The sequence below is a fragment of the Pukyongia salina genome, from assembly GCF_002966125.1.
Classification (GTDB): Bacteria; Bacteroidota; Bacteroidia; order Flavobacteriales; family Flavobacteriaceae; genus Pukyongia; species Pukyongia salina.
The window spans coordinates 1,980,177-2,001,770 of record NZ_CP027062.1 but is presented as its reverse complement, the minus strand read 5'-3'; the positions used below and the strand labels follow the sequence as shown (position 1 = coordinate 2,001,770).

At 42.9% G+C, this 21,594-nt stretch carries 21 protein-coding genes; 16 read left to right on the top strand and 5 right to left on the bottom strand.

Annotated features, from left to right (window positions below; translation table 11 throughout):
• Nucleotides 1-6 precede the first annotated feature (6 nt).
• The 6 genes from C5O00_RS09040 to C5O00_RS09015 are packed head-to-tail and all read left to right on the top strand — an operon-like array spanning nt 7 to nt 7,072.
• Nucleotides 7-1,101 (top strand): glycosyltransferase, encoded by a 1,095-nt coding sequence (locus tag C5O00_RS09040; protein WP_105216554.1) that lies wholly within the window; start codon nt 7-9, stop codon nt 1,099-1,101.
• A complete protein-coding gene (locus C5O00_RS09035) occupies nt 1,092-1,664 on the top strand; it encodes an RNA polymerase sigma factor (RefSeq protein WP_105216553.1) in 573 nt (190 codons plus the stop codon). The genes C5O00_RS09040 and C5O00_RS09035 overlap by 10 nt, the downstream gene beginning before the upstream one ends.
• Nucleotides 1,661-2,872, top strand: a complete 1,212-nt coding sequence (locus C5O00_RS09030; RefSeq protein ID WP_105216552.1) for an Nramp family divalent metal transporter — start codon at nt 1,661-1,663, stop codon at nt 2,870-2,872. Before C5O00_RS09035 ends, C5O00_RS09030 begins: the two co-directional genes overlap by 4 nt.
• Before the next feature lie 36 nt (nt 2,873-2,908).
• Nucleotides 2,909-3,781 (top strand): lipoyl synthase, encoded by an 873-nt coding sequence (lipA, locus tag C5O00_RS09025; protein ID WP_105216551.1) that lies wholly within the window; start codon nt 2,909-2,911, stop codon nt 3,779-3,781.
• Between the two features lie 6 nt (nt 3,782-3,787).
• Nucleotides 3,788-4,786, top strand: coding sequence for a type I glyceraldehyde-3-phosphate dehydrogenase (gene gap / locus C5O00_RS09020; RefSeq protein ID WP_105216550.1), 999 nt, complete (start codon nt 3,788-3,790; stop codon nt 4,784-4,786).
• Between the two features lie 57 nt (nt 4,787-4,843).
• Nucleotides 4,844-7,072 (top strand): response regulator, encoded by a 2,229-nt coding sequence (locus C5O00_RS09015; protein WP_105216549.1) that lies wholly within the window; start codon nt 4,844-4,846, stop codon nt 7,070-7,072.
• Here the strand turns inward: C5O00_RS09015 and lpxK are convergent.
• On the bottom strand, nt 7,069-8,079 hold the full coding sequence (lpxK, locus tag C5O00_RS09010) for a tetraacyldisaccharide 4'-kinase (protein ID WP_105216548.1): 1,011 nt from the start codon (nt 8,077-8,079) through the stop codon (nt 7,069-7,071). The genes C5O00_RS09015 and lpxK overlap by 4 nt on opposite strands.
• A 143-nt stretch (nt 8,080-8,222) precedes the next feature.
• On the opposite strand from lpxK, the gene C5O00_RS09005 reads away from it, so the two are divergent.
• The 4 genes from C5O00_RS09005 to C5O00_RS08990 all read left to right on the top strand — a co-directional run bounded on the left by C5O00_RS09005 (nt 8,223) and on the right by C5O00_RS08990 (nt 11,629).
• Nucleotides 8,223-9,338, top strand: coding sequence for a Nif3-like dinuclear metal center hexameric protein (locus C5O00_RS09005; RefSeq protein ID WP_105216547.1), 1,116 nt, complete (start codon nt 8,223-8,225; stop codon nt 9,336-9,338).
• Between the two features lie 3 nt (nt 9,339-9,341).
• Nucleotides 9,342-10,124 (top strand): zinc ribbon domain-containing protein, encoded by a 783-nt coding sequence (locus C5O00_RS09000; RefSeq protein ID WP_105216546.1) that lies wholly within the window; start codon nt 9,342-9,344, stop codon nt 10,122-10,124.
• Nucleotides 10,125-10,241: 117 nt separating this feature from the next.
• On the top strand, nt 10,242-10,925 hold the full coding sequence (gene msrA / locus C5O00_RS08995; protein ID WP_105216545.1) for a peptide-methionine (S)-S-oxide reductase MsrA: 684 nt from the start codon (nt 10,242-10,244) through the stop codon (nt 10,923-10,925).
• Between the two features lie 44 nt (nt 10,926-10,969).
• A complete protein-coding gene (locus C5O00_RS08990; RefSeq protein WP_105216544.1) occupies nt 10,970-11,629 on the top strand; it encodes a putative signal transducing protein in 660 nt (219 codons plus the stop codon).
• A gap of 4 nt (nt 11,630-11,633) precedes the next feature.
• Here the strand turns inward: C5O00_RS08990 and C5O00_RS08985 are convergent, their stop codons facing one another.
• The 3 genes from C5O00_RS08985 to C5O00_RS08975 are packed head-to-tail and all read right to left on the bottom strand — an operon-like array spanning nt 11,634 to nt 13,193.
• Nucleotides 11,634-12,431, bottom strand: a complete 798-nt coding sequence (locus tag C5O00_RS08985; protein WP_105216543.1) for a class I SAM-dependent methyltransferase — start codon at nt 12,429-12,431, stop codon at nt 11,634-11,636.
• 48 nt (nt 12,432-12,479) lie between these two features.
• Nucleotides 12,480-12,773, bottom strand: a complete 294-nt coding sequence (locus C5O00_RS08980) for a GNAT family N-acetyltransferase (protein ID WP_105216542.1) — start codon at nt 12,771-12,773, stop codon at nt 12,480-12,482.
• 3 nt (nt 12,774-12,776) lie between these two features.
• Nucleotides 12,777-13,193 (bottom strand): (4Fe-4S)-binding protein, encoded by a 417-nt coding sequence (locus C5O00_RS08975; protein ID WP_105216541.1) that lies wholly within the window; start codon nt 13,191-13,193, stop codon nt 12,777-12,779.
• A 65-nt stretch (nt 13,194-13,258) separates the two neighbouring features.
• On the opposite strand from C5O00_RS08975, the gene C5O00_RS08970 reads away from it, so the two are divergent.
• Nucleotides 13,259-13,942 (top strand): hypothetical protein, encoded by a 684-nt coding sequence (locus C5O00_RS08970; RefSeq protein WP_105216540.1) that lies wholly within the window; start codon nt 13,259-13,261, stop codon nt 13,940-13,942.
• An 18-nt stretch (nt 13,943-13,960) separates the two neighbouring features.
• Here the strand turns inward: C5O00_RS08970 and C5O00_RS08965 are convergent, their stop codons facing one another.
• A complete protein-coding gene (locus C5O00_RS08965) occupies nt 13,961-16,117 on the bottom strand; it encodes a T9SS type A sorting domain-containing protein (RefSeq protein WP_105216539.1) in 2,157 nt (718 codons plus the stop codon).
• A 101-nt stretch (nt 16,118-16,218) separates the two neighbouring features.
• Here C5O00_RS08965 and kynU point away from each other — a divergent pair, with 101 nt between their 5' ends.
• The 5 genes from kynU to C5O00_RS08940 are packed head-to-tail and all read left to right on the top strand — an operon-like array spanning nt 16,219 to nt 21,585.
• On the top strand, nt 16,219-17,481 hold the full coding sequence (gene kynU / locus C5O00_RS08960; RefSeq protein ID WP_105216538.1) for a kynureninase: 1,263 nt from the start codon (nt 16,219-16,221) through the stop codon (nt 17,479-17,481).
• Entirely contained in the window at nt 17,482-18,879 is a 1,398-nt protein-coding gene (locus tag C5O00_RS08955) for an FAD-dependent oxidoreductase (protein WP_105216537.1), read from the top strand.
• Entirely contained in the window at nt 18,876-19,304 is a 429-nt protein-coding gene (locus tag C5O00_RS08950; RefSeq protein WP_105216536.1) for a RidA family protein, read from the top strand. Before C5O00_RS08955 ends, C5O00_RS08950 begins: the two co-directional genes overlap by 4 nt.
• Nucleotides 19,305-19,345: 41 nt before the next feature.
• On the top strand, nt 19,346-20,803 hold the full coding sequence (locus C5O00_RS08945) for an aldehyde dehydrogenase (protein WP_105216535.1): 1,458 nt from the start codon (nt 19,346-19,348) through the stop codon (nt 20,801-20,803).
• Nucleotides 20,800-21,585 carry an SDR family oxidoreductase gene (locus C5O00_RS08940; RefSeq protein ID WP_105216534.1) on the top strand — a complete coding sequence of 262 codons (786 nt, stop codon included), beginning with the start codon at nt 20,800-20,802 and terminating at the stop codon, nt 21,583-21,585. Before C5O00_RS08945 ends, C5O00_RS08940 begins: the two co-directional genes overlap by 4 nt.
• Nucleotides 21,586-21,594: the final 9 nt, after the last annotated feature.

Below are 21,594 nucleotides of genomic sequence, written 5' to 3'. Positions count from 1 at the left end.
ACAACTATGCTGCTAATTCTTCTGCTCGCATTTGTTGTTATCGTCAATTGTCTTTATTACTTATACTTTGTTCCTTTTACTTTTTCCAGGACAGGAACTAAAATCTCTACTGCCGCATACCCGGTATCTGTACTTATTTGCGCTAAGAATGAAGCCAAAAACCTGAAGGATCATATTCCCTTATGGCTGGCACAGGATTATCCGGAGTTCGAACTTATCCTTATTAATGATGCCTCCAGCGACAAAACGTTGGAGATCATGGAACATTTTGCTGAACAGGATTCCCGAATACGAGTCGTGGATGTAAAAAGTAATGAAGCTTTTTGGGGAAGTAAGAAATATGCACTTACACTAGGTATAAAGAAAGCTGCAAATAAGAGAATGGTATTTACCGATGCCGATTGCCGGCCGGCCAGTTCGTCATGGATTCGCCATATGGTGTCCCAGTTTTCTGAAGAAAAACAAATTATACTGGGATACGGTGGTTATCTAAGGAGACCCGGCATGTTAAATGCTCTAATTAGATTTGAAACCATAATCACTGCCATTCAATATTTTTCTTATGCTTTACGTGGTAATCCGTATATGGGAGTTGGGAGGAACCTCGCCTATACCAGCAATGTGTTTTACGCCCACGGCGGGTTTACTTCGCATATGAATGTGCTTTCGGGTGACGATGATCTTTTCGTAAACAAGGCGGCCACTGCTACTAATACAGCGCTTCAATACCACCAGGATTCTTTCACTTATTCAATTCCGAAGAAAAAATGGAAACATTGGTTCCAACAAAAAAAGAGACATAGTAGTACGGCATCCAGGTATAAACCCAAACACAAGGTATTGTTGGGAGCCTATTACATATTTAATGTATCGTTCTGGATCCTGGCCATTCTTGCGTGCCTTTATAGTAGTTGGAAGATCGCGATCCTCCTTATTATTTTCAGGATACTGGTTCAATATATCATTGTGGGCAAAGGAGCATTGTTGCTAAAAGAATCTTCTCTTATCCCCTTTATCCCTTTCCTCGAATTGTTTTTAGTATGCCTGCAATTGAGTATCTTTATTAGCAGTAAGACTTCAAAACGATCCACTTGGAATTGATCAAAGCGGAAATTTTAAAACAGGTGAAGCTGGCGAAAGCCGGGAGGCAAAGTGCCTTTAGTTTTTTATTGGATCATTTTTGGAATGAGGTCTACGGATTTCAGTTAAAACGAGTTAACGACGAATACGAAGCCGAAGACATCGCGATAGAGTCCTTTGCAAAAGCCTTCGATAAGATCGAAACCTTCGATGAGTCCTACGCTTTCGGAACATGGCTCATCGCCATTTCCAAGAATATTCAAATAGATAAAAGCCGTAAGAAAAAAGCCTCTATTCAATCACAAACTACGGACACCAGTGAAGAACATGTACATAAGATCGCCGATCTTTCCCCTTCCCCGGAGGATAAGCTCATCACCGAACAGAACCTGGCAGAACTCCTCCGTTTTATAAAGCAATTAAAACCCCATTACCAGGATGTGATTAACCTACGGTATTTTCATGAAATGAGTTATAATGAGATCTCCGAACAGTTAAAGGAACCCCTAAACAATGTAAAAGTACGTTTGTTACGGGCCAAGAAATTACTTTCCGAGATCATTACACAAAATCATCAGCATTGAAACTTACCCTTCGAAAACTAGGGCCGGGATTCATCTTCGCCGGGGCTGCGATAGGTGTATCTCATCTGGTACAGTCTACGAGAGCAGGTGCCGATTTTGGCTTCGGACTCCTATGGGCGTTATTACTTATAAACGCGGTAAAATACCCCTTCTTCGAGTATGGTCCACGCTATGCTTCGGCAACGGGGGAATCATTACTTGAAGGGTACCTGAAAATGGGCAAAGGGGTTGTCTACGTGTACCTGGTTTTAACCTTCGCTACCATGTTCACCATTCAAACTGCAGTAACCATTGTAACTGCGGGTATTGCCTCCTCTCTTTTTGGCGTGGGATCACCGGTAGTATGGACAGCGCTCATCACCCTGGCCTGTTTCACTATACTAGTGTTGGGTCGTTACAAGATGCTGGATTCGCTTATGAAATTTATAGTGATAGGGCTTACCATAAGCACCATAGTAGCGGTAACGCTCGCCATAGATCCTTCGGAAGGCGTCACCTTTAAACAAATTCTACCAACCGAGGTAGCCGGCGTCGCCTTCCTGATCGCCTTTATGGGTTGGATGCCTGCTCCCCTGGATATTTCCATATGGCATTCGATGTGGACCACCGAAAAGAAGAAACTGGACCCATCCATCGATCCAGGTCAATCCCGTTTCGATTTTAACGTTGGTTATATAACAACTACTGTCCTTGCCGTTGGTTTCCTCGCCCTTGGCGCTGTGGTGATGTTTGGCAGTGAGCAGATGTTTTCGGACGGTGCCGGAGAATTTGCAAACCAGTTAATAGCGATGTATACACAAAGTCTTGGGGAATGGGCAAAAATAATCATAGGAATAGCTGCCTTCACTACTATGTTCAGTACAAGTCTAACTACGCTGGACGGATCGCCCAGGGCTATGCACCGTGCCACAGAGCTTATTACCGGAAGATCAATTAAAAGCGGCTATTTATACTGGCTTGTTATTCTGGCCTCCGGAACTATGGTTATTTTCTTCTTTCTTCTTTCTGAAATGAAATTATTGGTGGAAATAGCGACGATCCTGTCGTTTCTTACGGCCCCATTCTATGCATTTTTTAATTATAGGTTATTGTCCGGAAGGCATACCCCTGCAACTGCAAGACCTGGGACTTTACTGAAAGTATACAGCGTTACTAGCATCTTGATCCTGCTAGGATTTAGCGGTTGGTATCTTAGCACTCTGTTGTGATTATTTTAAGCTAATCTTCGTACATTTGTTTCCGCTATGGAAGTGAAAACTGTAGATACCCAAAAACCACAACCGAAGCCAAAATGGCTTCGTGTAAAACTCCCCACTGGTAAGAAATATACCGAACTGCGTGGGTTAGTAGATAAATATAATCTTCATACCATCTGTACAAGCGGTAGTTGCCCGAATATGGGTGAATGCTGGACGGAAGGTACTGCCACTTTTATGATCCTTGGAAATATGTGCACCCGCTCCTGTGGTTTCTGTGGTGTAAAAACAGGGAGACCACAAATGGTAGACTGGGATGAACCGGAAAAGGTGGCTCGTTCTATCAAGATCATGAATATTAAGCATGCTGTGGTCACTTCGGTGGACCGTGACGACCTGAAAGATATGGGATCTATCATTTGGGCCGAAACAGTAAAGGCGATACGCCGTATGAACCCGGAAACCACTCTGGAGACCTTAATTCCGGATTTTCAAGGAGTTACCCGAAATATAGACCGTATCATTGCTGTAAAACCCGAAGTTGTATCCCACAACATGGAAACAGTAAAACGACTTACAAGAGAAGTGAGAATCCAGGCGAAATACGAAAGAAGTCTGGAAGTACTGCGATATCTGAAAGAACAGGGTATAGAACGTACAAAAAGCGGGATCATGCTGGGATTGGGTGAAACCGAAGAAGAAGTGATACGCACTTTGGAAGACTTGCGTAGTGTTGGACTGGACATCGTAACGCTTGGGCAATATCTTCAACCTTCTAAAAAGCATCTCCCAGTAAAAGAATTCATTCCACCGGAGCAATTCAGGAAATACGAGGAAATCGGACTGGAAATGGGCTTCAGGCACGTTGAAAGCGGTGCCCTGGTAAGATCCTCCTATAAAGCACAAAAACACCTTACATAGTCTCTTATGAGCAAAGCAATCAATATCGGCATCAACGGTTTTGGTCGGATTGGTCGTACACTGTTCAGGATGCTGCTGGACCATCCCGACATACGGGTGGTAGCAATCAACGATATTGCCGACTCAAGGACCATGGCGCATTTGTTAAAATACGACAGCATTCAGGGGGTTTTGCCTTACAATGTAGATCATACTGGTAGCTCTATCGTCGTAGACGAAGAGGAAATTCGGTATTCTTCAAAGGCTAATATTGCTGAAATACCCTGGGGTAAGGTCGATTTTGTAGTGGACTGCACAGGAAAATTCAAAAATAGAAATGAATTGCAGGCTCATATCGATAACGGTGCTTCTAGGGTAATTTTATCAGTACCCACGGACGATACCTCTATAAAAATGGTGGTTCTAGGAGTAAATGACGGTATTTTAGTCCCAGAAGACACAATTATCTCCAATGCGTCCTGTACCACAAATAATGCCGCACCCATGTTGGCAGTGATCGAATCCTTGTGTGGTATAGAACAAGCTTATATCACGACCGTACACTCGTATACCACAGATCAGAGCTTGCACGACCAACCGCATCGTGATCTTAGACGCGCCCGTGCTGCTGGACAATCCATAGTACCAACCACCACGGGGGCTGCCAAAGCGTTAACTACAATATTTCCCGATTTATCCACTGTTATTGGAGGTTGCGGCATACGAGTTCCGGTTGCGAACGGCTCTTTAACAGACATTACCTTTAATGTGAAGGAAAAAGTATCAATAGAACAGGTTAATTTGGCCTTTAAAAATGCTTCAGAAGGCACTCTAAAAGGAATTCTCCAGTATACCGAAGATCCTATCGTATCGGTAGATATACTGGGAAATAGCCATTCCTGTGTATTCGATGCGGGGATGACCTCCGTAATAGGAAAAATGGTAAAAATCATAGGTTGGTACGACAACGAAGTAGGGTATTCGTCGAGAATTGTAGATTTAATCCTACAAATTTCGAGGAAATAACTATATTTATCGCCCAAGTACATAGTTTTGACGGCCAGAGTTGTAAAATTTACTTGCTTGAAAATCTGGGTTTTCGCCCTGTTTTTAACTGCATTCGATTGTTATTCGCAACAAATCGAACAGGACTCTGTACAACTAATTCAGAACTATCAGGCAGAGGCCAGAAATGCGATAGCGCAGCAAGATTTTGATGAGGCGATCGTACAACTAAATCATGCTAACAAACTTGCCGTAGTAAATTCAGATCATTCTTTTAAGGAGTCCTTGCAGCTTGAAATTGCAGAATTACACTATTTCCTTCATAATTATCACAAGGCTAATTCGGAAGCAGATATAGCATTAGACTATATCGATAAAGGAAAGAACGATATTTTAAAAGCGCACGCCTTTAATCTAAAAGGATTGATCTTAACACAACTGGGCCAGCTTGTAGAAGCTGAGAACTACTTCAAAAAAGCAGAAGTTATTTATACTAACCAGGGAACCGAGGCCCAACGAGCCGATGTACTTTTAGGGATTGGGATGTTACAACATAAAAATGGTAAGATCACCGATGCTATAAATTACTATAACGCCGCGATCCCGGTATTTGAAGAGAATAATAATTGGTACCAGCTCGCTTTGTCCTATTTGAATAAGGCCGAGGCCCTGGTAGATCTAAATGAGGAACAACCTCTGTTAACTAATATCACAGAAGCTACTGCTACGCTGGAAAAAGCAACTGCTATCATAGACCAGCATTCCTTTACCAAACTAAAAGTACGAAGTTACCGCATTGGTAGCTTGATAGCCCTGCGAAATGGCGATCTTGCGGCTGTTGAGCGTAATATGAAACTTTATGAAGCTAAGAACGACTCCTTACAACAGGTATATCTGCAGGCGATCACCAAAGGGATCGAGATAGACGCGAGCGTGAATAACCTTACCGAGATCATTGAGGAGCAGCGTATGGATATCGATAAGCAGCAGAAATCGATCAATTTTGGTAGGATGACCACGGGATTGAGTATTGCACTTATCATCATCCTTTCGTTACTTACGCTTTCGCTTTATAAAAATAACAACCTGAGAGCCAAGGCCAATGAATTGCTACAGGATAAGAACATCGAGCTGCAATTAGCGAAGGAAAAGGCCGAAAAAGCATCTCTGGCCAAGGCACAATTCCTTTCAACCATTACACATGAGCTACGTACGCCTCTCTACGCCGTAACGGGATTAACTCACCTTTTGCTTGAAGAAGACCCGAAACCGCATCAGAAAGAACATTTGAACTCCCTGAAATTTTCGGGAGAATACCTGTTATCCCTCATAAACAATATCCTCGATCTCAATAAACTTGAGGCCAATAAGGTAGAGATCGAGAAAACTACTTTCTCACTCAAGAAACGCATAAATGATGTACTCATAGCACTGAAGAAATCTGCAGACGACCGTAAGAACAACCTGCATCTGGAATTCGATGAAACTATTCCGGACAGATTGGTTGGCGATCCGCTTAAGTTATCTCAAATCCTTATCAACCTTATTGGTAACTCGGTGAAATTTACTCAGAACGGTGATGTTGTGGTTCGTGTGAAAAAACTGGAGGAAAATAATTCGAAAGTTGCATTGCACTTTGAAATTGAAGATAACGGTGTTGGAATATCGAAGAAGAAACAAAAAAGCATCTTCGAGACATTCTCACAGGCCTCCCTGCAGATCAATAGAAAATTTGGTGGTACAGGCCTGGGTCTGTCCATCGTAAAGAACCTGCTCGAATTAATGGGTAGTAAGATCAATCTTGAAAGTCAGTTGGGCAAAGGATCCAAGTTCTGGTTTAATATCAATTTTGATGTTTCAGAAGAAGTAAAAGAAGATATTAACCCCAAAAATATCATATACGACGTGGATTATGTAGCCCTCGAAAACAGAAAGATCCTGGTAGTTGAAGATAATAAGATCAACCAAATGATCACCCGAAAGATACTTGAAAAGAATAAAATGGTATGCATGGTAGCCGATAACGGTATGGATGCTATTAAACTGGTCAAGGAAAACGAGTTCGATGTCATTTTAATGGACATCCACATGCCGGGAATTAGTGGTATTGAAGCCACACAAAAGATCCGTGCATTCAACAAGGACCTCCCCATCATAGCACTTACAGCGGTAACCATAGATGAGAATTTAGATGATTTCTACAGAGCCGGATTTAATGAAATTATTCCGAAGCCGTTTAAAACGGAAGAATTCTTTGAAAAGATCTATCGCACCATCGCCAATAAAACCTTTCCGGTAAACAGTTAAACCCTGCTTCCTTCGATAGCCTCCACTACACGCTCCCTGAAAAAAGGCTGCTGTTCATTAAGTAAAATAGTTTTAATAGGTAAGTAATAGAGAGCAAATTTATCGATATGCGGTTGAAGGCGCATATAGTCTTTTTCTGTGGTAAGTAATATTTCCTTTTTCGCCAGTTTCTTTATTTCTGAAGCCGTAAAATTATGATGATCCCCAAACTTATCGTGCGTAAAATTATACCCGTTGGATTTAAGGTAATCCACTAATGGTAAAGGATTAGCGATTCCTGTAACCAGTGTAAAGGGTTTGTCCAGCAAATACCGAAGCGGCTGTATCTCTGTCTTGCCATAGATCTGTTTGTCGTATCCTACTTTTGAGAAATAAAGTTTCTGATGCGGTTTCAGTTTCAGGCGGAACTGGATCTCCTGCTGCCTGGCGTAGGGAATATGATTAGGACATTTGGTCACCACTATGATATCTGCCCGCTCTGCCCCGCTTACAGGCTCTCTTAACATCCCCATGGGCAAAAGATAATCGTCTATATACAGGTCGTCACAAGGGGTGAGCAGAATATTTAAATCTGCGTTCACTTTTCTATGCTGAAAGGCATCGTCCAGCAAGATCACATCCGCCCTGTTCTTTAATCTTTCTATCCCCTTACGCCTGTCTGCACAAACAGCGATAAGTACATCGGGAAAGTTCTGCTTAAACTGAAGAGGTTCATCCCCTACTTCCTGTGCTGTATGATCTATTTTTACTTCCAAATAGCCACTGGTCTTTCTTTTATAACCCCTACTTAGCACAGCCACTTTGTAATCGTCTTTGAGCATTCGCACCAGGAATGTTATCATAGGGGATTTACCAGTTCCTCCTACAGAAAGATTTCCCACACAAATCACCGGTACGTCATAGGTTTTACTTTTTAGCCAGCCTTTGTCGTACCTATAATTACGCACTGCCGTAACGAGGCCATACAGGATGGCGAAAGGAAATGCGAGAAAGCGAAGAAATTTCATCTGTACAAAATCAGTTAATATAAGGGGTCAGGCAGAATTACATTCTAGTTCTTTATAGTACTTTAGGTTTCATAAATGAAGTTAGCCCTGGCAATTCATAAAACGAAAGTATACTTTTTTATCTTTACCATAAAATAGAACGTATGAAGGTTAATGAGGTTATTGGCATCCTCGAGGAGATTGCCCCGCTATCTTATTCGGAAGATTTCGATAATACCGGTTTGCTTGTGGGCGATGCCGATGCCGAGGTAAGCGGGATCCTGGTTACTCTGGACACGCTGGAATCTGTAGTGCAGGAGGCCATAGACGCTAATTGTAACCTTATCGTTAGTTTTCATCCTATCGTTTTTAGCGGTTTAAAAAAGATAACCGGTCGATCCTATGTCGAACGTGTGGTACAGAAGGCCATTAAGAACGACATTGCCATTTTTGCCATACACACCGCGCTCGATAATGCATGGAATGGTGTTAATGCCATGATCTGTGAAAAGATAGGGATCGAAAAACGCGCCATTCTTATACCGCAGCAAGGTACTATTCAGAAACTTGTTACTTATGTCCCTAAACAAGAGGCCGAATCGCTAAGAGAAGCTCTATTTGCAGCCGGTGCGGGAAATATTGGTAATTATAGCAACTGTAGTTTTAATTCGGACGGAAAAGGTAGTTTCAATCCTAATGATGAAGCCAACCCCACCAAAGGTAAAAAAGGGGTGACCCATTTTGAAGATGAGACTAAAATAGAAGTTACATTTCAGAAACACTTAAAAAATAAAGTACTGAAAGCGCTGTTCACAGCACATTCTTACGAAGAAGTTGCCTACGAGATCACAACCCTTAACAATACGAATCAGCATATAGGGATGGGTATGGTTGGTACGTTGAAAAACCCCATGCCTGAGAAAGAATTCCTGAAGCATCTAAAAAAAGTAATGCAGTGTGAGTGTATCAGGCATTCGGCATTAACGGGTAAAACCATTGAAAAAGTAGCAGTTTTGGGAGGTAGTGGTAGTTTTGCCATAGAGGCAGCCAGGGCGGCCGGAGCCGATGCTTATGTGACATCCGACCTGAAATACCACGATTTTTTCAAAGCGGAAGGAAGTTTACTCCTGACCGACGTGGGACACTACGAAAGCGAGCAATTCACAAAAGAGCTGATTATTAATGCGCTCTCAAAAAAAATCACTAATTTTGCACCTGCCTTGCCGGCAAGCAGGCTAGTTTTATCACAAATAAACACCAATCCTATTACCTATTTATAGAAAATGGCAAAGAAAACAGAAACTACTGTAGAAGAAAAACTAAGAGCCCTGTTCGACCTGCAACTGATCGATTCTCGTATAGACGAAATTCGTAATGTTCGCGGTGAACTACCTCTGGAGGTTGAAGATCTTGAAGATGAAGTAGCTGGAATGAACACGCGATTGGAGAAGTTAACTTCAGATCTGGGAGTGATCGAAACCAATATCAAAGACAAGAAGAACCTTATCGACGAGGCAAAAGCGCTTATTAAAAAGTATACCTCTCAGCAAGATAACGTTCGTAACAACCGTGAGTATAACTCTTTAAGTAAAGAGATCGAATTCCAGGAACTGGAAATTCAGTTGGCTGAAAAGCATATCAAGGAATTCAAGGCACAGATAGAGCAAAAGAACGTGGTTATTGAAGAGACCAAAGAACGCTTAAAAGCTCGTGAAGAACACCTGAAACACAAACAGGGGGAATTAAATGAGATTCTTTCTGAAACCGAAAAAGAGGAAAAGACCCTCATCAAGGAATCTGAGAAATACGAGAAGAACATCGAGGAGCGACTTATAAAAGCTTACAAACGTATCCGTTCTAATGTAAAGAACGGTCTGGCAGTGGTGCCCGTAGAACGAGGTGCATCCGGAGGATCCTTCTTTACTATTCCACCTCAGGTACAAATGGAGATCGCCTCCCGTAAAAAGATCATTACCGATGAGCACAGTGGCAGAATCCTTGTAGATCCTGAACTGGCAACAGAGGAAAGAGAGAAAATGGGAAAGCTTTTCGCTAAAGTGAAATAGATCTCATCTTAAGATATAACAAAGCCTTCACAATCCGTGAGGGCTTTTTTTATTACTTTTCTGAAAAAATTGAAAGGTTTTCATACTATTCCCTACTTATTTCTACAAATCGTTGTTATGAAAAAATTGTCGATCATATTTTTAAGTTTGGCGCTGTTTAGTTTACAAGGTGCCTGTCAGTCCTCGAATGAAGGAAATAAAAAAGCCGAAGCCGAAGCGCAGGCAAATTTAACTCCTATGGAAGTACCGGCCGAAAACGGTTTGGAGAGAGCCTACTTCGCCAGTGGGTGTTTCTGGTGTGTGGAAGCGATATATGAAAGTGTGAAAGGGGTAAAAGAGTCTATTTCTGGATATAGTGGGGGACACTCAGATTATCCCACTTACGAACTTAGTAACACTGGGAGAACCGGACACGCCGAGGCAGTGGAAATTATATACGATCCCAAAGTTGTATCCTTCGCAACTCTCGTGGATGTATATTTTGGCTCGCAGAATGTAACTCAAGTTAACGGCCAGGGTCCGGACAGAGGATCTCAATACCGATCTATTATCTTTTATCAAAATGATGAGCAAAAGAAGATCATAGAAGACAAAGTTGCGGAACAGGAAAAGATCTATGGTGAAGGCAAGGTGGCTGCACAGGTTCTTCCCTTCCAGAAATTCTGGATAGGCGAAGGGTATCACCAGGATTTTGAAAAACGCAATCCCAATCATCCCTATATTCAGAATGTATCAATTCCCAGGTTGAAGCGATTTCAGAAGATGTTTCCACATCTGCTAAAAGAAAATGAAGAACACTAAAAGAAACGACGCCTTCCGGGCGTCGTTTTTTTATCTTTACATGTATGGAACAGGATGACTTCGCGATCTTCAGGAAATTCACTAACCTCGATCATGCACACGACATACACGATTTGCTTACTTCAAACGGCATTAATACAGTTATAGGCGATAATTCTTCTTCTCTGGACAACAGTTTTGGAGGTAATCACGCCCAGGACGAACTTGAGATCAGGATCGATGTGAGCGATTTTGAACGAGCGGAAGCCATTCTGGCAGAGCACGCGAGAAAGTCGCTGGACGATGTCCCTAAAGATTACTATTTATTTCGCTTTACTGATGAGGAACTTTATGATGTGCTAGTAAAACAGGATGAATGGAGTGAATTTGATTATTTACTCTCACAAAAGATCCTTGAAGACAGAGGAAAACCGGTACATGATGAACTTCTACTGCGGCTGCGTAAGGAACGCATCGAACATCTTGCTAAACCCGATAAGGACCAGAACGGCTGGATAGTTGCGGGATATATCTTTGCAGTTCTCGGAGGTTTTTTAGGACTCATTATTGGTTATTTCCTTTGGACATCCAGAAAGACATTGCCCAACGGGGTTAAAGTGTATTCGTATTCGGAAGGCAATCGAAAACATGGGAAGAATATCTTTCTCTTAAGTCTGGTGTTTGTGCCTCTAAGCTTTATCCTAAGGGCTTTTAATGTGTTTTAACGATCTATTTGTGTGCCCGAATTTCGAACACCAAAGGGTACAATCTATCTTTTAAGACGTACATGCCTTTTTCGGTTTTCTCCAGATCCGGGTAAATATCATAAGGAGATTCTTCATGTTCTTTTAAATAATCGATCGTAAGTCCTGCCTCAATGAGAGCGTTGATCACCTCCCCCAATCCGTGATTCCATCCATATTCCTTACTTACAATTTTGGTATCGCTATCCTCGGTATAGGAACCTTCATATTCTTCGTAAATGGCTTCCTTCTGTTGATATCCGTAGATCATCTTTGGCGGATCCTGATGGTAATCGAACATCCATGCAATGGGATGGAATTCGACCATATAAAATGTACCTCCGGGTTTAAGACGATCATAGATCATCTGTGCCCAGGGTTTCAGATCGGGAAGCCAGCCTATCACGCCATAACTGGTAAAAACTATTTCGAAAGTTTGAGAAACATGGTAGGACACATCGAGTACATTACAACAAACAAATTTGGCATTTAGCTCGAGTTCGTTATTTAAGGACTGCGCAAGCTCTATAGCTTTATCGGAAATGTCAATTCCGGTGCAAGACGCTCCTCTCCTCGCCCAGCTTAGGGTATCTTGACCAAAATGACATTGTAAGTGCAGTAATGACTTGCCGGACACATCACCCAGGGCTTCCAACTCATATTTATTCAGAGAATCGGCACCATTTTTAAAACTCTCCAGGTCATAAAATTCACTGGCTGCGTGTACTGCCACCTTTTTATTCCAGGTGTCTCTGTTTGTATTAAATTCCTTCTGAAAATCCATTAACTCAAATTTCGGCTAATGTAAAAAATAATGAAGGGATGACGCGTTTTAACCTACATTATATCCATCGGCAACCATAGGTACCCATTCACGGTTCTTCTTTATAAATGCAGCCACGAACGGACACAATGGCGCCACCTTATCACCTTCCTCTTTTAATCTATTCAACACCTCCTTAACCATGGCAGTACCCACTCCATGACCTTCCAACTGAACAGGAACCTCGGTATGAGTTAGGTATATTGCGTTCTTTGCCTTGATATATTCTATAAAAGCTGTATAGCCATTCACTTCGGTTTCGTAGCGACGGCGTTCCAGGTTCTTTTCAACAGATACTTTCATAGCTTATCGTTTATGAGACCCATCACAATAAGGAATATTTCCGGTTTTCCCACAGCGGCAAAACGCAGTATTTCGGGTCTTTTTTTCTGTTGAACCATCCGTATGTATTACTTCTATTTCACCCTTCACCATTAAAGGGCCATTATTCAATACTTCTATTTTAGTTTCATTCATAGCGTTTTGTTTTGGTTCTTCCGTGTTAGCAGCAGACTTCGAATAATAACTCAAAGCTCCACTCGGGCATTTATCTATCGTTCTTTTCAAGTCTTCAATCCCTGCGTTCTCGGCTTTGATCCATGGCTTCTGCTTGGGATCGAATACATCGGGTAAACCGTGCACGCATTCTTTAGCATGAAAACAAAGTCCGGGTTTCCATACAACTACGAGGTCCCCATTACTATATTCTTTTTGTACATCCATATTTTAAAAATACGAAAATTATGAGAGCATAAGTAGAATAGTTATTTTTACCGAAACTATCTGCCATGAAATACCTTCCTGCTTTATTTTTATTGCTTACCCTGCTCAGTTCCTGTAATGAACGACAGAATAACAAAGATCCGGAGGGATCGTCAATTGATAATTCCAACCTAACTCCAGCCGAAGCCATTGCCAATAGATATGGTGAGGCCAATTGGGATCGCGTTAGCCAATTAAATTTCAGTTTTAACGTAAAAAGCGGTGGAAGAGAATTTAAAAGGTCGTTTCAGTGGTTCCCAAAAACCGATGATGTGGTGTTTACCAGCGATACGGATACTATCGAATATAACCGAAATGCAACGCTGGACAGTCTAGCCCTTTATGCCGATAAACGATTTATAAACGATACATATTGGTTACTGGCTCCTTATAAATTAGTATGGGATGAAGGGGTGAGTATTTCAGAAGAAAAAAATGTAATAGCGCCTATTTCTGGGGACACGCTACACAAACTAACTATCTTGTACGATGGTGGAGGTGGATACACACCCGGAGATGCTTACGATTTGTACTTTACCGATAACTATGCTGTCAAGGAGTGGGGCTATCGTAGAAATAATGCCGATAAGACCAGTACCGCAACTCTTTGGATGAAAGAAAAGAACTTAAACGGGATAATACTTAATACGCATCATCAGGACAGTACCGGTAATTTCCAGCTGTTCTTCACAGACGTTTCGATAAAATAACCTGGTAAATTAGGTGAATTATTTTTTGACCATTCGTTCAACAAAGACCCGATTGTCATCATTTTCGAGAGTTACGAAGTACAATCCTGCTCTTAATTGAGATACGGTGATATTGAATTCGTCGTCTTGGTCGAATACCGCTTCCGTACTGAAGACTTTCCTTCCCGAAGTGTCGTAGATTGCCAACTGTAATGGCACATCGGTTTTATATGCTACTGTAAGTTGTTCTCCCGAAGGATTAGGAAAAATCCGTCCCTGCTCAACTGCCTTCCCATAGAAATAGGATTCGGCAAACTTAAAAGCCTCTACCCCTATGCTGGCTCCAATGATCCTGCCAGGGATGTCGTCACACGGCGGGTGTATCCCTCCCCATATCCTCGACAAACTAGTTTGATCGCTGGCATCCTGATAGGTTGCCCATTGTAATTGAAAAGGTACACTGGGGCCTTTCTCAAATTTTAAAAAAGTATCCTTCGGAATTTCGAATACGCCCATTCCCCCAGGGAAATATTCATCTCCCGTAAGCAGGGTTAAGACTTCGGCAGCTGCCCTTGAAAATGTGGAGTGCCCGGAAATATAACCAGCAAAGGGTGGTGTTACAAAAGATGGCCGTTGGTACGGGAACCATTCTTCAGCAAGTATCCATCCAACCCCGGCTTCATCTTCATTTGGATCGATTATAAACTGTGGACCACGCCAGGTAAATAATTTGATCTTTCCAACATTCTCGTTAAAAGCACCTGCAAGCAGATCGCCTTCTTTTACCACTTCAATATAGCCGGGAACCAAAGGGATCCCATGCGGATGATAACTATCCCCGTCCGGATCGCTGGACTGACCCTGGTCTGCCATATAGCGTATTGCGCTTATTGGACGCACGTAATCATAATAGCCTTTGATCCCCCAGGCGCACACTGCAACATCATGCATGGTTCCTCCAAGGATCAAATACGATTTAACATCCCATTCCAGTTCATCCAGTTCGTTTCCAACACCTCGAAACTTTCGTGTATGCTGCGGGTGGTCGTTCACGTAATTGAGTATAGTAAACCAATGCCCGGGAGGCGTTTCACTATCGGGGCCGTCTGCCCAAAACTCAGCCAGAACTCGGGCATAGTCTCCCCTGGGAACTAACTGGGGCTCGTAGGGTAAGCCGGTAACAGGATTAAGGTCCCTCCCGGTAGAAGGATCCCCTCCTTCTAAAAAGTTATAAAATGTATCGTAGTTCGAAAAAGAATCCGGATACGTCTCCATTGGTAAATTACCCAGTGATGCAGGAGAGATATCAACCATCGTCGAATCATTTTTATCCAGATGAGAAGCCCAGACCGCTACCATGGAAAAGCCCCATTTGTAATTGTCTGAAAGTCCCAAGCCATCCTGAATATAAGGAGGATCACCAGGATCGTGGTACACATAATATTCGAAACCGTCTCTGGGATGTTTTTCTAAAAACTCATCCGTGAGGGAAAAGGGTGTCACCTGCCCCCATTCAGGGCTTAGGAATGGCGGCTGACCGCCCGGCACTATATTTCCACTTTGGTCCACATAGTTCTCTACTTTAAGCGGTTGCCAGTTATTTGGGAAAGTCATATCCGGGTTCCCGGAATTATCGGTATCCAGAGGTTCGTTCAGGGGTTCGTAAAAAAGATTCTCGTAATCTCCTGCTTCATTGGCGCCATCCTGCAAACCAAATTCTATCAACTGTTGGGCAACATAATTTCCGAAGGCTGCCGGGTTTCCGGTACTGTAATTGGTATTACTGAAATTCTTATTATACCCATACGAATCCATAAGCGCATCTATGGACTGAAAGATATCCTCTGCGCCAGGAGAATTCGCAAAACGATGTTTCATGAGTCTGTAGACCGCGTAACTAATGGCTTCCTTTCGTGCTTCCGAAATATCCCCAGAGGCTTCAAAACCCTCAAAATTACTGGTAAAATCGCCCACCGTATTTCCTAGTAAAAATGGTTTAGCATTCGGATCGAAGGTGGCCCAGATATCGTACATTGCTATTGATGAATGAAACAGATTTCGGGCGTGTACCGTGGGTCTGGCAAAATCGTTTCGGATGGCGTGCAGTATTTCTTCGTTCCACTGTCGGGCAATCGACTGGGCGCTTAAGACACCGCTCCCAAAGACCAATAGGATTATGAATAATAGTTTTCGCATAGGTTGTTTCTTACACAAATATATTGAACATCAACCTTTATTCGAAATTCAAACGAATTTAAATTCCTATTTTTGTGAATAGCCGAAATTTAGCAGTCAATATGTACCAGAATTCACTTGAATTTGCAAGTCAGTGCGATAAGGAAGATTCCCTCTCACATTTCAGAAATAAATTCCACCTTCCAACAAATGATGCCGGTGAAGCATTGATCTATCTCTGCGGAAATTCACTCGGTCTACAACCGAAGATCACTTCAGAATACATAAAAAAAGAGTTGAATGATTGGGCAAATCTAGGGGTTGAGGGTCATACCGAAGCCGAACATCCCTGGCTCCCATATCATGAGTTCCTCACCGAGAAAATGGCGATGCTCGTAGGTGCTAAACCCCAAGAGGTAGTTGTAATGAACACACTTACCACAAACTTACACCTTATGATGGTGTCCTTCTACCAACCTACCGATAAAAAATATAAGATCGTCGTGGAAAGTGATGCTTTCCCTTCCGATAAATACGCTGTGGAGAGTCAGCTGAAATTCCATGATTTCGATCCCGAAGATGGACTAATACTCTGGAAACCACGTGAAGGAGAGGAATTGTGCAGATTTGAAGATCTGGAACAGATCATGGTCGAGCAAGGTGATTCTATTGCCCTATTAATGATAGGTAGCACCAATTATTACAGCGGACAATCATTTCCATTAAAGAGAATCACAGAACTGGGGCACAAATACAACTGTATTGTGGGTTTCGACCTTGCACATGGAGCCGGCAACATTTATCCCGATCTGCACAATACTGGTGCAGATTTCGCAGTATGGTGTACGTATAAATATCTGAACAGTGGACCCGGAAGCCTTGGTGCTTGTTTTGTACACCAAAGACATGCCGAAAATCCTAAGTTGAAACGCTTTGCCGGCTGGTGGGGACATAATAAGCAAACACGCTTTAATATGCGGCATGATTTCGACCCACTACCGGGGGCTGAGGGCTGGCAGCTGAGCAATCCGCCAATTTTATCGATGGCGGCAATAAGGGCCTCTCTGGATATCTTTGCTGAAGCAGGATTTGAGAACCTACGAAAGAAATCGGTGAAACTAACAGGTTTTCTCGAATATTTGATAGACGAGCTGAAGGATGAACGAATCTCTATAATCACCCCCAGAAACAACCAGGAACGAGGATGCCAGCTATCTATCCAGGTTAAAAGTGCCAACAAAGAGTTGCACGACCGTTTAACGGCCGCTGGAGTAATTAGTGATTGGCGCGAACCGGATGTCATTAGAGTGGCGCCGGCACCTTTGTATAATAGTTTTGAGGATGTGTTTCGTTTTGCCGAAAAGCTGAAGAAGATTTTAAACTAAATGAGCAAAAAGGAAAATATACTGATAATAGGTGCAGGTCTTTGCGGTAGTTTGTTGGCGCTTAGACTGGCACAACGAGGGTACAATATTACCCTGGTTGAGAAAAGACCGGATCTGAGAAAGATAGAACAAGATGCCGGGCGATCTATCAATCTTGCCTTGAGTGACCGTGGTTTACGCGGATTGCGACTAGCAGGCGTTGAAGAGGCTGCTAAGAAACTTTGTATCCCCATGCAGGGAAGAATGATTCACCATGAAAACGGGAAGACCTTTCTTACCCGATATAGCGGACGGTCTCACGAGCATATCAACTCTGTATCAAGGCCGGGACTTAATATGTTACTACTGGATGCTTGTGAAAAGATGCCAAACGTAAAGCTACTCTTCAATATGGGATGTGAAGAGGTTGATCTCAAGGCTGCCAGTGCCAGCTTTACAGATCATACTACAGGTGATAAAGTGCAACTTAGTGGCGATCTGCTCTTTGGGACGGATGGTGCGGGATCGGCAGTGCGGAAAAGTATGTTCCTAAGTAGGGATTTCCTGTTTAGTTTTTCCCAGAATTGGCTTACGCATGGATATAAGGAAATAACTATCCCTGCCGCAGAAGGAGGTGGTTTCCGTACCGATAAGGACGCTCTGCATATATGGCCTCGGGGGGAAGATATGTTGATCGCACTTCCCAATCTCGATGGAAGTTTTACAGTAACACTTTTTCTTCCCTTTAGCGACAGCGACTATTGTTTCGATAATCTTACAACGCCAGCAATGGTAATGAAATATTTTAAGAAGGAATATCCGGACGCCGTGCAACTTATGCCGAACCTGGTAGAGGAATTTTTTGAGAACCCAACCGGGCCTCTGGGCACTATTAAGTGTTCTCCCTGGAGTTGCTACGGAAAGACCCTATTAATGGGAGACGCGGCTCACGCTATTGTTCCCTTTTACGGACAAGGAATGAACGCCTCTTTTGAAGATGTTGTAGTTTTTGATGAGGTTTTAGAGCAATATGAGGGAAATTGGCCTAAGATCTTTTCGGAATACGAAAATGTAAGAAAGAAAGATACAGATGCCATTGCAGATCTGGCAGTGGACAACTTTCACGAAATGAAAGAACACACGGCGAGTGATCTTTTCCAGGAGAAACGAAGACTGGAATTACAGTTCGAAACAGAATTTCCTTCAGAATATAATAGCAAATATTCTTTGGTTACCTTTAACGAGAACATTCCATATTCTGAAGCCATGAAAAGAGGCCGTGCCCAGGATAAGGCGATCCTTAATCTATTGCAGGACGGTAAATTACCGGATAGCTTGTCGCTACACGAAAAGCTGGAAAAGGTTAAAAAAGAGACTTCTGAAATACTGCATGATGACGCAGTAGTAAAAAATTTATGATCATGAAAAGCAGATTAGTAGAAGGAAAAGCTACACCAAGAGGAGCCTATCCCCATGTGAAACGTGTGGGTGATTTTATTTTTGTGAGTGGTACAAGTTCCCGCCTGCCCGATAACTCCTTTGCGGGTGTACATCAGGTGGATGAGATGGGGACCATGCGATTGGATGTGAGGGAACAAACAAGGGCTGTCCTGGAAAATATCAGAGATTACCTGGCCACTGAGGGTGCAACCATGGAAGATGTTTGCGATGTCACTTCTTTCCTGGTTAATATGAACGATTTTGCCGGCTATAACGAGGTGTACGCAGAATTTTTCAGTAAAGAAAACGGACCCACACGAACCACTGTAGCCGTGCACCAATTACCTCATCCACATCTCGTGGTAGAGATAAAGGCCATGGCATACAAACCAAAGAACACTTAGCTATTGCATGACAAAGAAGTGAAAAATCCCAGCCCAAAAGCATGGAAAAAATAACGAACTATATCAACGGTGAATATTGCGAACCTCTAAGCGGAATGTGGATCGATAATTATAATCCGTCGGTGGGTGAAGTATATGGAAAAATAGCGAATTCGAACGAGGCCGATGTTAAGAAAGCATATAAGGCGGCCAAAGCTGCTTTTCCTCAATGGAGTAATACTACTATTGAAGAGCGCAGTCGTATTTTATTAAGGATCGCATCCCTTATTGAAGAAAATCTGGATAAACTGGCCCATGCCGAAGCCGAAGACAATGGGAAACCGCTTAGCCTGGCTAAAGCTGTGGATATTCCCAGGGCGTCTTCTAATTTTAGGTTCTTCGGAAATGCGATCACCCAGTTCTCTAGTGAAGCCCACGAAAGTGTTGGTTTAAACACCATGAATTTTACCTTGAGGCAACCTATTGGAGTGGTGGGATGTATATCACCCTGGAATCTGCCATTGTATTTATTCACCTGGAAGGTAGCCCCGGCAATTGCTGCTGGGAATACCGTTGTGGCGAAACCCAGTGAAGTAACTCCAAAAACCGCCTTTTTATTGGGTGAGATCCTTACAGAAGCCGGTTTACCAAAAGGTGTACTTAATATTGTTCACGGTACCGGCCCCTCGGCGGGTCAGGCAATAGTGGCGCACCCAAATATTAAGGCTATTTCGTTTACAGGAGGGACTAAAACAGGGGAGCATATTGCCAGGACAGCGGCTCCAATGTTTAAAAAACTATCTCTTGAGTTGGGAGGAAAGAACCCTAATCTCATTTTTGCCGATTGTGATTATGAAACTATGCTGGAAGTTACCGTTAGGTCTTCTTTCGCTAATCAGGGACAGATCTGCCTTTGCGGAAGCAGGATCTTTGTGGAACGTCCCATTTACGAAAAATTTAAAACCCATTTTGTCGCCCGTGTAAAAGATCTGAAAGTGGGTAACCCCTTCGATGCAGAGACCAGGATTGGTGCCTTGGTATCCAAACCACATATGGAAAAGGTTCAGTCGTATATAAAGATCGCAACAGAAGAAGGTGGTAAAATTTTATATGGAGGAAACGAAGTGACCGTAGAAGGTTCGGAAAAAGGATATTACCTCCAACCTACTGTAATAGAGGTTTACGACGACCAGTGCCGGGTGAATCAAGAGGAGATATTTGGCCCGGTAGTGACTTTAATGCCGTTCGATACGGAAGAGGAAGCTTTATCTATGGCTAATAGCGTTCCCTACGGTTTATCTTCCACACTTTGGACCAGCAACATAGACCGTACCATGCGGGTTTCCCGGAAACTGGAAGCAGGCATCGTATGGGTAAATACCTGGCTCAACCGGGACCTCCGTACACCTTTTGGAGGTGTAAAAGCCAGCGGGGTAGGTCGCGAGGGAGGTTTCGAGGCATTACGCTTCTTCACAGAACCAAAAAATGTATGTATAAAATATGACGCCCAGACATTATGAATTTAGACTTAACCAATAAGAATGCACTTGTATGCGGTAGTACTGCCGGAATAGGAAAAGCCACCGCTATCGAATTGGCATCCATGGGAGCAACCGTTACATTGGTAGCACGCAATGAGGAGAAATTAAAGGAAACACTCATCGAATTACCCTTCGATCAAGGCCAAAAGCACAACTACTTTGTTGCCGATTTCAGTAAGACTGAGGAAGTAAAGAAAAAGATCGACATTGCTACTCAGGATAAGATCTTTCACATTCTTGTGAACAATACAGGTGGTCCTAAAGGCGGTCCCATCTTCGACGCCGGAACGGAAGAATTCAGTAAAGCCTTCGAGCAACATCTGGTAAACAATCATATTCTTGTACAGGCAGTGGTTCCCGGAATGAAGAAAGCAGATTACGGAAGGATCATCAATATTATTTCCACCTCTGTAAAACAGCCAATTGATGGCCTGGGAGTGAGTAATACCATACGCGGGGCCGTAGCAAGCTGGGCAAAGACAATGGCAAACGAGCTCGGCCCTCACGGGATCACAGTAAATAATGTTCTTCCCGGATTTACGGCTACAGACAGACTGGATGATATTATTGCAAAAGCTGCCAAAAGACTCAGCAAATCCGAGGCTGAAGCTTCAGACTGGATGAAGAATCTGGTACCAGCGCGCAGATTTGCACAACCCGGTGAGATCGCTAATGCGGTGGCTTTTCTGGCTAGTGAGGCTGCCAGTTATATTAATGGAATAAACCTCCCCGTGGATGGTGGAAGGACTAAAAGTTTGTAACTTTATCTA

What these genes read in the sequence shown, in the direction of transcription:
- C5O00_RS09040 (WP_105216554.1), top strand. Translation starts at nt 7, where the DNA reads ATGCTGCTAATTCTTCTGCTCGCATTTGTTGTTATCGTCAATTGTCTT.
- lipA (WP_105216551.1), top strand. Translation starts at nt 2,909, where the DNA reads ATGGAAGTGAAAACTGTAGATACCCAAAAACCACAACCGAAGCCAAAA.
- gap (WP_105216550.1), top strand. Translation starts at nt 3,788, where the DNA reads ATGAGCAAAGCAATCAATATCGGCATCAACGGTTTTGGTCGGATTGGT.
- lpxK (WP_105216548.1), bottom strand. Translation starts at nt 8,079, where the DNA reads ATGAAATTTCTTCGCTTTCTCGCATTTCCTTTCGCCATCCTGTATGGC.
- C5O00_RS09005 (WP_105216547.1), top strand. Translation starts at nt 8,223, where the DNA reads ATGAAGGTTAATGAGGTTATTGGCATCCTCGAGGAGATTGCCCCGCTA.
- C5O00_RS09000 (WP_105216546.1), top strand. Translation starts at nt 9,342, where the DNA reads ATGGCAAAGAAAACAGAAACTACTGTAGAAGAAAAACTAAGAGCCCTG.
- msrA (WP_105216545.1), top strand. Translation starts at nt 10,242, where the DNA reads ATGAAAAAATTGTCGATCATATTTTTAAGTTTGGCGCTGTTTAGTTTA.
- C5O00_RS08990 (WP_105216544.1), top strand. Translation starts at nt 10,970, where the DNA reads ATGGAACAGGATGACTTCGCGATCTTCAGGAAATTCACTAACCTCGAT.
- C5O00_RS08985 (WP_105216543.1), bottom strand. Translation starts at nt 12,431, where the DNA reads ATGGATTTTCAGAAGGAATTTAATACAAACAGAGACACCTGGAATAAA.
- C5O00_RS08980 (WP_105216542.1), bottom strand. Translation starts at nt 12,773, where the DNA reads ATGAAAGTATCTGTTGAAAAGAACCTGGAACGCCGTCGCTACGAAACC.
- C5O00_RS08975 (WP_105216541.1), bottom strand. Translation starts at nt 13,193, where the DNA reads ATGGATGTACAAAAAGAATATAGTAATGGGGACCTCGTAGTTGTATGG.
- C5O00_RS08970 (WP_105216540.1), top strand. Translation starts at nt 13,259, where the DNA reads ATGAAATACCTTCCTGCTTTATTTTTATTGCTTACCCTGCTCAGTTCC.
- C5O00_RS08965 (WP_105216539.1), bottom strand. Translation starts at nt 16,117, where the DNA reads ATGCGAAAACTATTATTCATAATCCTATTGGTCTTTGGGAGCGGTGTC.
- kynU (WP_105216538.1), top strand. Translation starts at nt 16,219, where the DNA reads ATGTACCAGAATTCACTTGAATTTGCAAGTCAGTGCGATAAGGAAGAT.
- C5O00_RS08955 (WP_105216537.1), top strand. Translation starts at nt 17,482, where the DNA reads ATGAGCAAAAAGGAAAATATACTGATAATAGGTGCAGGTCTTTGCGGT.
- C5O00_RS08950 (WP_105216536.1), top strand. Translation starts at nt 18,876, where the DNA reads ATGATCATGAAAAGCAGATTAGTAGAAGGAAAAGCTACACCAAGAGGA.
- C5O00_RS08945 (WP_105216535.1), top strand. Translation starts at nt 19,346, where the DNA reads ATGGAAAAAATAACGAACTATATCAACGGTGAATATTGCGAACCTCTA.
- C5O00_RS08940 (WP_105216534.1), top strand. Translation starts at nt 20,800, where the DNA reads ATGAATTTAGACTTAACCAATAAGAATGCACTTGTATGCGGTAGTACT.